General features: G+C 44.1%; 4 protein-coding genes. 3 read left to right on the top strand and 1 reads right to left on the bottom strand.

Translation table 11 applies throughout. The annotated features are described in order from the left end of the window. Positions 1 to 365: 365 nt before the first annotated feature. From VIP81_RS24225 to VIP81_RS24215, 3 genes are all read left to right on the top strand, one after another. Complete coding sequence (locus VIP81_RS24225) at positions 366 to 1,169, top strand: SDR family oxidoreductase (RefSeq protein WP_331967425.1); 804 nt, start codon at positions 366 to 368, stop codon at positions 1,167 to 1,169. Positions 1,170 to 1,234: 65 nt separating this feature from the next. Further along, positions 1,235 to 2,071: an RNA polymerase sigma factor gene (locus tag VIP81_RS24220; RefSeq protein ID WP_331967423.1), complete on the top strand. Its 837-nt coding sequence runs from the start codon at positions 1,235 to 1,237 to the stop codon at positions 2,069 to 2,071. A gap of 208 nt (positions 2,072 to 2,279) precedes the next feature. Beyond that, on the top strand, positions 2,280 to 2,774 hold the full coding sequence (locus tag VIP81_RS24215; RefSeq protein ID WP_331967421.1) for a hypothetical protein: 495 nt from the start codon (positions 2,280 to 2,282) through the stop codon (positions 2,772 to 2,774). Between the two features lie 34 nt (positions 2,775 to 2,808). On the opposite strand, the gene VIP81_RS24210 is transcribed toward VIP81_RS24215, so the two are convergent. After that, positions 2,809 to 3,159, bottom strand: a complete 351-nt coding sequence (locus VIP81_RS24210; protein WP_331967419.1) for a DUF2200 domain-containing protein — start codon at positions 3,157 to 3,159, stop codon at positions 2,809 to 2,811. Positions 3,160 to 3,613 lie beyond the last annotated feature (454 nt).

Here is a 3,613-nt window from a genome sequence, read left to right as displayed (position 1 = left end):
TTCCTGCCAGGTGGGCGTGATGGCTGCCGGAAACCGGGCGTTAAAGGTATTGATGACTTGCGTAGGTACCTGGCTCAACGGCAAATCCTGGGCCGACACCCCGGAAACCACCAGTACAGTAATAAGTAAAATTATGCCCCTCATATTGAATAGTTTAGCTTAGCTCGCTCTTGTATTAAGTCAAACAATTCAATGTGAGGGAATGTTATAGGTATTTTCAGGAAGGATATTGTTGCCCGCTTTGCCCCCCTCCCAATAGTTGCCCAACTGCCTTTATATTGGGCCTAATGCCCCACTTTCTTTTCTTTTTTGAAAAAACCGATCGTTTTTCCAGACTCCTTCGTCAAAAAGAAAAACTACACAAAATGGTACATCTAAAAGACAAAGTAGCCGTTGTATTTGCTGCATCCGGAGATATTGCCGGAGCAGTGGCAACATCGTTTTCCCGGCACGGGGCAAAGGTTTATCTCTGCGCCCGGAACCTGGATGCTGTAAAAGCTTTAGCCGCAGAGATCACCGCGGGCGGCGGAAAGGCCGAAGCGGCCAGCGTAGACGCGTTGAATGAGACTGAAATAGACGACTTTTTAAAAAAGGTGGTCTCGGACAATGGCAAACTGGATGTTGTATTCAATGGCATCGGGGTTGGTTATAGTGAGATGGGCGGCCGTCCACCCACCACAATGGCGACTCTTAAAGAATTTATGGCTCCGATGGAAAAAATCTGTGGCTCGCAATTTCTTACTTCGAGGGTAGCAGCGAAATATATGATGCAAACCCAATCCGAAGGAACGATCTTATTGCTCACCACCGCATTATCCAGAAGCAAGCTGGCCAATGTAGCAGGCATCACAGCCGCCAGCGCAGCTGTGGAGGGATTGACGCGGGTAATGGCCGCCGAATGGGGTGGAAATGGTATTAAGGTGATGGCCATTTGCCCCGGCGCCATCATGGACACGACCAGGATCTCGGGATGGATAGAAGCATCCGCCAAACATCTCGGCATACCGGTGGAGCAATTGGTAACACAGTACCAGGCTTTCGATCTGCTAAAAACAACACCTACATTGAAGCTGGTAGGTGAAACCGCGGCTTTCCTCGCTTCCGAAACCGGCGTAGTATTCAACAGCCATATAATTGATGTGGACTGCGGCAAGCTGAACATATTATAGTACATTAGGGTTGCAGTCTTCCGGCGGAAGACTGCAACCTCATTTTTCATTTGTCAATGAATTGAATGGAAAGGGAAGACATCCTCCAATTGGCCATATCCGGCGATATCAATGCATTCCAGCAGCTGTTTGCCGAATTTCAAAACCCGCTGAAATCCTATCTCTATCGCCTGCTCACCGATCGCAATGATGTAGATGACATCACACACGATACCTTTATCAAAGCATTTACCAGGATCTCTACTTTTCAACAGGAGGCTTCTATGAAAACCTGGGTATTCAAAATAGCCACCAACCTTGCCTACGATCATTTACGGAAGGCAAAACGATGGCAGCCTGACGCCCAGGATCGCGGCGCAGACCTGGCCATCGGTTCGGAGGAAGTAAGACAAGCCTTCTGGAAAGTGCATGATACCTCGCCGGCCGGCGCGTATGAAATGAGGGAACATATCGACTTTTGTTTCACCTGCATCTCTAAGACATTGCCCATAGAAAACCAGGTTGCGCTGATCCTAAAGGATATGTATGATTTTCCTACTAAGGAAATTTGTCTCATTCTCGGAAAAACCGAAGGAGTGGTAAAACACCTGTTGAATGATGCGAGAAATATTATGACGAATATTTTTGAAAACAGGTGTGCGTTAATTAATAAAAATGGTGTTTGTCACCAATGCAGCCATATCAATGAAATTTTTAACCCAAAACATAATCAGCAGGAGCAACTGATGAAACTGGAATTGGTAAAAGCATCGAAAAAATATAATCGCGAAGCACTTTTTACGTTACGCACATTATTGGTAAAGGCGATTGACCCACTGCATGCTGCCGGCACCGATTTGCACGAATCGATTATGAATTGTGTGAGAACGGCTATTGGTGAGAAAAAAGATTTTTTTGAGTGACACCGTTTGGAATGGAAATAGCCTGACATTTTAGCTATCATGAAATGTTGGCATTTGTGCCTGGATGCGTACCTAAAGTTGGATAAAGCCTATGCTGCCGGCATTTCGAATATTTCAGTTGAATTGCTTTTTTTCCGCTAAATTATTTTTAGTATATAGCTGTAACCCTGGCCGGTATTATATTTTCTGACCAACAAACATCATCTCTATGCGTATCATCTTTTCAACCCTCCTGTTTAGTTTATTGCTGCTATCCGCTTCGCATACACTGTATGCGCAAAACAATGAAGCGAAGAAAGTCGGATCGGATTTAACCCGGGTACTCGAAAAAAACGTAAGATGGCCGAGGGGGTTAGTGGAGAAGAAAATATCGGCTGTTTTTTCGCTCCGCATCACTTTGTCGGCATCAGACTCAATCACCAACATCGAATTTTCGAAATTCTTTCCTAAAGAAATGATGCCGTATATCAAGAGTCCTGCTATTTACCAGGGAATTGACTGGCAGGCGATTTTTGGTAAAAAAATAAATGGTGACCATTCGCTTATCATTCCATTTGTTCTTTATGATCCCATGGAAAATAACGCCACCTTTATAGAATATACTGTGGAGGATTTATTTGTTTATCCAGGGGAAGATAAGCCCTTTATAAATGCGCTGATTATGCAAACGTACTCCCTGAAGTATCGTCAACCGCAAATATAAACCAACGGAATTATTGACGGATATGCGTAACGCCCTACGTCCTTAATATCTTTTCCATTTTTCTCCCTTTGGCCAATTCATCCACCAACTTATCCAAATACCGGATTTGCTGCATCAGTTTATCTTCGATCTCTTCTACGCGATACCCACAAATGAGACCAGTAATTTTTGAGACGTTGGGATTTATTCGCGGCGCCTGGGCGAAAAAGGTTTCAAAATCGGTTTTATTATCGATGAGTTGTTGCAATGCTTGTTGATCATATCCCGTCAGCCAAAAAATAATTTCATTCAACTCATCAACTGTGCGTCCTTTCCTCGTTACTTTATTAATATAAAGCGGATAAACGCTTGCAAATGACATTTTAAATACTCTGGCATTATCCATTTTTTGCTGCTATTATTTGTCGTGAAATTTCCTGTAATTAGTCAGGTTACTAATCAGGAATAGTGACGTTTAACAATAACAAATATACAATAATATACACCCAAAATCTTACTACAAAGCGGGAGGAACTGGCAAAGCAGATGTATCATTCACTGCATGAGAAACTGATGTTATTGGAAGATGAGGTACTGGTGTATCCGGCGCATGGTGCGGGAACACTAAAACGTGCAGGGCGCTCACATCCCCCCGGGCCAATCAGGTTGCGCTACATAGATCATTGCCCCAATAATCAGCAAAGCACAAAGCATCCCTGTTCTCCGGGCAAAAATTATCAGATATCCCGCAGGAGGTATGCAAGCCTGTACGGGAAAGGGACCGACCTTTATCCCTTTCCCGTTTAACAGTCTTTTTATTTCAAAAGCCAGGCCTAGAAGGCAGTCCAGCCTGCACCTGT

It is taken from the genome of Chitinophaga sp. (assembly GCF_036566945.1).
In the GTDB taxonomy this organism is placed as follows: Bacteria; Bacteroidota; Bacteroidia; order Chitinophagales; family Chitinophagaceae; genus Chitinophaga.
This window is presented reverse-complemented; position numbering and strand designations above follow the sequence as displayed.

Bases quoted from the DNA above. Each gene is read 5' to 3' on its own strand.
- VIP81_RS24215 (WP_331967421.1), top strand. From the start codon at position 2,280: ATGCGTATCATCTTTTCAACCCTCCTGTTTAGTTTATTGCTGCTATCC.
- VIP81_RS24220 (WP_331967423.1), top strand. From the start codon at position 1,235: ATGGAAAGGGAAGACATCCTCCAATTGGCCATATCCGGCGATATCAAT.
- VIP81_RS24210 (WP_331967419.1), bottom strand. From the start codon at position 3,159: ATGGATAATGCCAGAGTATTTAAAATGTCATTTGCAAGCGTTTATCCG.
- VIP81_RS24225 (WP_331967425.1), top strand. From the start codon at position 366: ATGGTACATCTAAAAGACAAAGTAGCCGTTGTATTTGCTGCATCCGGA.